The sequence below is a fragment of the Vibrio genomosp. F10 str. 9ZD137 genome (assembly GCF_049974785.1).
Classification (GTDB): domain Bacteria; phylum Pseudomonadota; class Gammaproteobacteria; order Enterobacterales; family Vibrionaceae; genus Vibrio.
The window spans coordinates 1-5644 of the sequence record NZ_JBNGCJ010000225.1 but is presented as its reverse complement, the minus strand read 5'-3'; the positions used below and the strand labels follow the sequence as shown (position 1 = coordinate 5644).

The following is a 5644-nucleotide window of genomic DNA, read 5'->3' as shown; positions in this document are numbered from 1 at the left end:
TGCCAACAGCAAAAAGTGTTGGTGTCACCAATCGGCTTGATCCCGAGCAATCCATAAATGGCGGCGTAAAGTACCTAAGAAAAATGGTCGGTCGGATTCCTGACAGTATTCCGCAACATGAAAAGATCTGGTTTGCACTAGCTTCATACAATGTTGGCTTTGGTCATGTGATGGACGCAAGACGCTTAACAAAAAGCCAAGGGGCAAACCCAGACTCGTGGGCGGATGTAAAAGATCGCTTACCGCTGCTTAGGCAAAAAAAATACTATAGCCAAACTTACTATGGGTTTGCTCGGGGTGATGAGGCGAGAAACTACGTAGAGAATATACGACGTTATTATCAGAGTATTATTGGCCATATCGACCAAGTAAACACTTCTAACATAGGGGCTAACATGGATGATTTAACGGTTATCCAACCATTACCGCCTGAAATTTCGGCAGGGGTAGAAGTGTCTGGTGAGAGTATTCCTTCAATCAGCGAAGCGTCGCCCACCAATTAATCAACGGTTGATCTCAAAACTACTATCTTTATCCTATCACCACGAGCAATGCGCAAGAGCAACCGAGCTCTTGCGCACTTTGCGCTCACTTTGACCCTAGAGTCTTAGTACACGGAATACGAATATACGCTTTAATTTCTAGGCTCTCTATTTTCTGGGTACTCTATTTTCTAGATACTTTAGTTTCTGAGTACTTGAATTTTATTTAGATGAGCCGCATGTCTTACTTTGTTAAAGCACGTTCATATTGCGGTAACAATTCACTCTTATAACGGATGAGTAATAAAATGGAACGGTTCAAACCGACGTGTTTGAAAAGACGACAATAAGAACCTTTAGAAAGGAGTATTTTATGATGAAGCGTAAAATGCAATCCAAACGTTTGAATAAAACAGTGTCAGCAAATCGCAGAAAACGCATGCTCGCCAATAACAAAAAGAAAATCATTTGGCGTAACCGCACGTACACACAGCTACTTTTGGATTAACCAGTCAGCAAACATCCCTCACGGTAAGTGTATTCATATATGGGTGTTTGCTAAATCTACCTGCTACTTTTTCAGCTTGTTTTCCGGCTTGCTCTCTAAATCCTGTTTCATCTGCTGTTTCTTTGCTTTTATTTCTTTACGTCTGCGTTTAAAAAATGTTTGCAACACCGCTTTGCATTCTGCTTCAAGCAGCCCATGTTCCACTTCTGCATAATGGTACGCTGCCTGGCTTTGAAAAAGATCCAATACTGTACCAGCCGCCCCCGCTTTGAGATCCGATGCGCCATACACGACTCGTTTGACTCTGCTATGTAAAAGCGCACCCGCGCACATTGGGCAAGGCTCTAACGTCACATATAAGGTTGTATCCAGCAGTCGATAGTTTTCGAGTACTTTACCCGCTTTGCGTAACACTTCAACCTCAGCATGAGCGGTAGCATCGTGCTGACCAATCGAGCGGTTCCAACCTTCTGAAATGATTTTTCCGTCCCTCACAAGAACGGCGCCAATCGGCACCTCTCCTTCACTTTCTGCCACCGCTGCTAGCTCTAGAGCTCGACGCATAAAACATTCATCTTGAGAAGAAAATAGAGAAACAGACACAAAAAACTCCGAAGTAAAAATCGTCAATTGGGTGTAAATATACAACCAGTTCGGAAGTGTACATTGATTTTACAGATAAGAAAAAGCCCGCAACAAGGATCGCGGGCTTTAGATAAAGGTTTTATTGAAGCCCCATACTTAAGTTAGGTCTTCTAGCATCGCTTACATTGCGTAAGTGTAAGGTGCATTGATACCCAGAGGAATACCTAGAGCCCAGTAACCTAGTAGGAAGATAGTCCAACCGATCAACATAGCAATAGAGAATGGCATCATAAGAGCCGCTAACGTACCAATACCTGTCGACTTAACATAGCGTTGGCAGTAAACAACCACAAGTGGGAAGAACACCATGAGTGGAGAAATGATGTTAGAAACAGAATCACCCACACGGTAAGCGGCTTGAGATAACTCAGGAGAGATACCAACAACCATCAGCATTGGAACTAGGATAGGACCAATTAACGCCCACTTAGCCGATGCAGAGCCCACAAGCAGGTTAACAAACGCAGTAAGCAGAATCATACCAACGATTGTCGCCTCACCAGCAAGATCCATCGCTTTTAGGCCTTCAGCGCCGTAAAGCGCAAGCATTGTACCGATGTTGGATTGACCGAATGCAGAAAGGAACTGAGCACAGAAGAACGACATCACAATGTAAGCGCCCATTGTAGACATCGTCTCTGACATTGACTTAATCACATCGTTATTGCTGTTGAACTTACCCGATACTCGGCCATAGACGATACCTGGGATAACAAACAGAACAAAGATCAGTGGCACGATAGACTTCATCAGAGGTGCAGAGAATGCAGTTAGCTCGCCTTCAGGAGAACGTAGCGCAGAATCTTCAGGCATCAATGCGAAAACGAGCGCTGCAATACCCGCAACCATTGCCCAGCCAGCCCAACGGAATGCTTTCGATTCAATCTCAGTGAACGTGCCCAGATCAGGTGCTTCTTCTGCATCTTCATCAACAGGCGTATTTGCAAGGCGTGGTTCAATGATTTTCTCTGTTACCCACCAACCGATACTAACGATTAAGAATGAAGAAAGACCAGTAAAGAAGATATTCGCTAATGGGTTAATAATATATTCAGGATCAAGAACTTGAGCTGCAGTTTGTGTGAAACCTGCTAATAGAGGGTCGATGCCTGAAGGAATAAAGTTTGCAGAAAAACCACCTGACACACCAGCAAATGCTGCTGCAATACCCGCTAGAGGGTGACGACCCGCTGCATGGAAGATAATACCGCCTAGTGGAATAACCAGTACATAACCGGCATCAGCTGCTGTATGAGATACGATAGCAACCAAAATTAGCATCGGTGTTAGAAGCTTAGCTGGCGTAAAGTTAAGCATTTTCTTAAGGCCGGTTTGAATAAAGCCTGAAGAATCTGCCACACCCACACCCAGCATCGCAACCAATACGATACCGAGAGGAGCAAAGCCAGTAAATGTCGTAACCATGTTCGCTAGAAAGCTAGCAAGAGCCTCACCCGTCAATAAGTTATTAACTTCGAGTGCATCGCCGGTACGTGGGTTAATAAGATCGAAAGATACGTTAGACAATAATGCCGATGATACCCAGACAATAACCAATGCCCAGAAAAACAAAATAGCAGGATCAGGTATTTTATTACCCGCGGTTTCTATAGCGTTTAAAAAGCGATCCATAGCTTTCGGCTTCGGCAATGGTGCTTGTTGTGTTGCTTGGTTACTCATGGTAACTCCGTCTGTTTGTGTGGTTGCTTTTAGACCTTTGTAGATAATATTGTTGGTCTATATATCACCACATATTCTATAAAATCCGCACCACAAAAGCACAAGATTCCATAATGTTTTTATTAAACAGAGGCATGTTTTGCAAAAACGCCATTAACGTGCAACATAATAAACACAAACTCACATACCAAAAAAAAACAAATTTGATACCCTTATGACATACATTGAACGAATCATTACCACCACAACCCACTATTGGTTTTGCCTATAGGTGGGATTATTGGGGTTTAGATGAATCAGTCAAACTCACTGTATTTAGAAATCATGGTTATTAGCTCAAGCTGTTTTTTTTGATTAAATCTATCGAGCCAATACGCCTTTAAGATGATTGAACTCACGGTGTCCGTAAGCAGTAATTCTGATTCACAGGTCAGTTGAATCGCTGAGGTAGCACTCTTTTCAACCATCGCATTGCACTCATTATGCACATCGTGGAAAGAGTAAGAATGACTCGCAGAAGAGACGCCTCGCTGACGAAAGCCCTCAAACTTTGTTTCCATTAAGTACAAAGCACCAAGACGATTTTTTGCTTCTTCAGCCTGACTCTCTACCATCGTTTGTAACTTCACTAAACCTAGTGATGAAATACCAATGAGGACAAAAGCAATCATCACCTCTATCAAGCTAAAACCTTGGTGTTTAGTGATCATTCCAGGATCCTTTTTTCCATTTCGGTTTGGTAGAGAAAACAAAGCTCGATGTGATATCACTGTTGTATTGGAGCCTCATTGAATCATAAAACAGAGCCATCTGCCCTTGGGTATCAAACATCATCCCCCCAGTGAACCTAAATGATCCAGATTGTAAGAACGTGGCATGCTTGGGGGTTAATAATGTCGACTCGCCATAGACCGTTTGAATCGGAACGGTAAAATTGGCATTAAGATCAGCAACGGATTCCGTTGAAAATCGGTCCCAATACGTCGGATCGGGTTGAAAATTCTCGTTAAAGTGAAAAATCACACCTTTTATCGATCCTGATCCTCGAATCGCAAATACCCCATTGTGGACAAGTAAGAATAAATACGTTCCCGAATGCGCACTTTGAATGTTCGTGATCTCATTAATTGCCGCTTGATTGAGTTCACAGCTTCCGTCTATCCATACTTTATTTGCCTGCCCTCGAACCAAATCGTCTTTAAACTGTTGAACACAATCTACGTCAGACCCAAGCATGGTGTAAGACATAAAACCATAGTCAGAATGGTCCCGTACCTTTTCCCAATCTCCACGTTCAAAATCAAACTCAGCCTTAAATGGATTGAGTGTTTCATTACGCTGAAGATCATTGCCTGCGTTGAACGAGACATAATTGCTTGAAGCATCACGCCATATCCCTGCTTTTAAAGAAGTACTCGTTTTATGGTTTCCTGCACAATCAGAACTGTTATCAAATCCAACGCTTGATTTGGGAATTGCAGAACCCACACCATGATTCAGTATACCTGCACTTGCCAATAAGCTATGACTCACGACCACCGCTATGCATTCATATTCGTTATCGCTGTTCCTTACACCAGGATCCGGGGGCGAGACCAATGTTGATCCATAGATAATGAGATCGGATGTCGACTTAATCGCCCCTGAGCCTGAATCACCAGAGAACGTGATACTCTTACTCACTTCTCGATGACCAAATTTCGCCGACAACCTTTCAGGATCATCATCTGTCGCTTTAAGATGCGCCAACCCCATCGCGGAACAGACCGTGTTTAAATTCGTCGGAATGGTACTGCTGTTGTTTAGCACGATAGCGCTAAACCCACACTCTAGCCCTCCTTCTGCTCGCCAGTGAGCGATACGAGCATCAATCTGGTTGTTAGCTACCTTTATTTGATAAAACACACCTCGATAAGAACTGAGTGCAAACGCTAACGCCCCAACCAAGAGCAGTGCAGTGACGACCAACGCTGCCGCCCCTTGTTGATTTTTCCTCATCGCCAATTCCTCTGCTTTATACCCATAGAAATCGACTGGTTATACCGCCCATCATGCAGCTCGGCTTCGAGGTAAATGTGGGTAAACAGGTTTTCAGCGCTACTGGTAACAAGTGGAGTGGTGGTTACCGCAAATGACACTACGTTTAGAATATTTTGATCGAGTAGATGAGTGCATCCTGTTAGCTCGGTTAGAGACGCTAGTGTCGCCTGTTTTCTTTCACATGCTTTCAATGAACCATTGTCCAACGTGTATTTCACATGCTGATACTGGCCTGTTTTAGAGTGATAATAAGCAAACCCCATGCTACTGCCACTCACAGCAATAGTAT

Annotated in this window: 6 protein-coding genes and 1 pseudogene; 2 read left to right on the top strand and 5 right to left on the bottom strand. The window is 43.5% G+C overall.

Features of this window, described 5'->3' with window-relative positions:
• Positions 1-503: transglycosylase SLT domain-containing protein (locus tag ACP45E_RS03185; protein WP_158008364.1), on the top strand; the 503-nt coding region annotated here is incomplete at its 5' end.
• 352 nt (positions 504-855) lie between these two features.
• Positions 856-990: a hypothetical protein gene (locus ACP45E_RS03180; RefSeq protein ID WP_017034198.1), complete on the top strand. Its 135-nt coding sequence runs from the start codon at positions 856-858 to the stop codon at positions 988-990.
• Between the two features lie 63 nt (positions 991-1053).
• Here ACP45E_RS03180 and tadA read toward each other — a convergent pair whose 3' ends face one another.
• The 5 genes and pseudogenes from tadA to ACP45E_RS03155 all read right to left on the bottom strand — a co-directional run.
• Positions 1054-1593, bottom strand: coding sequence for a tRNA adenosine(34) deaminase TadA (tadA, locus tag ACP45E_RS03175; RefSeq protein WP_017034197.1), 540 nt, complete (start codon positions 1591-1593; stop codon positions 1054-1056).
• 162 nt (positions 1594-1755) lie between these two features.
• Entirely contained in the window at positions 1756-3315 is a 1560-nt protein-coding gene (locus ACP45E_RS03170; RefSeq protein ID WP_017040738.1) for an AbgT family transporter, read from the bottom strand.
• A 296-nt stretch (positions 3316-3611) separates the two neighbouring features.
• Positions 3612-4025 (bottom strand): type IV pilus modification PilV family protein, encoded by a 414-nt coding sequence (locus ACP45E_RS03165; RefSeq protein WP_017034195.1) that lies wholly within the window; start codon positions 4023-4025, stop codon positions 3612-3614.
• Positions 4015-5313, bottom strand: coding sequence for a pilus assembly PilX family protein (locus ACP45E_RS03160; RefSeq protein ID WP_017038872.1), 1299 nt, complete (start codon positions 5311-5313; stop codon positions 4015-4017). Before ACP45E_RS03160 ends, ACP45E_RS03165 begins: the two co-directional genes overlap by 11 nt.
• Positions 5310-5644 (bottom strand): annotated as a pseudogene (locus ACP45E_RS03155) (PilW family protein); the annotation flags it as partial. The pseudogene ACP45E_RS03155 and the gene ACP45E_RS03160, both read right to left, overlap by 4 nt.

What these genes read in the sequence shown, in the direction of transcription:
- ACP45E_RS03180 (WP_017034198.1), top strand. Translation starts at nt 856, where the DNA reads ATGATGAAGCGTAAAATGCAATCCAAACGTTTGAATAAAACAGTGTCA.
- ACP45E_RS03170 (WP_017040738.1), bottom strand. Translation starts at nt 3,315, where the DNA reads ATGAGTAACCAAGCAACACAACAAGCACCATTGCCGAAGCCGAAAGCT.
- ACP45E_RS03165 (WP_017034195.1), bottom strand. Translation starts at nt 4,025, where the DNA reads ATGATCACTAAACACCAAGGTTTTAGCTTGATAGAGGTGATGATTGCT.
- ACP45E_RS03160 (WP_017038872.1), bottom strand. Translation starts at nt 5,313, where the DNA reads ATGAGGAAAAATCAACAAGGGGCGGCAGCGTTGGTCGTCACTGCACTG.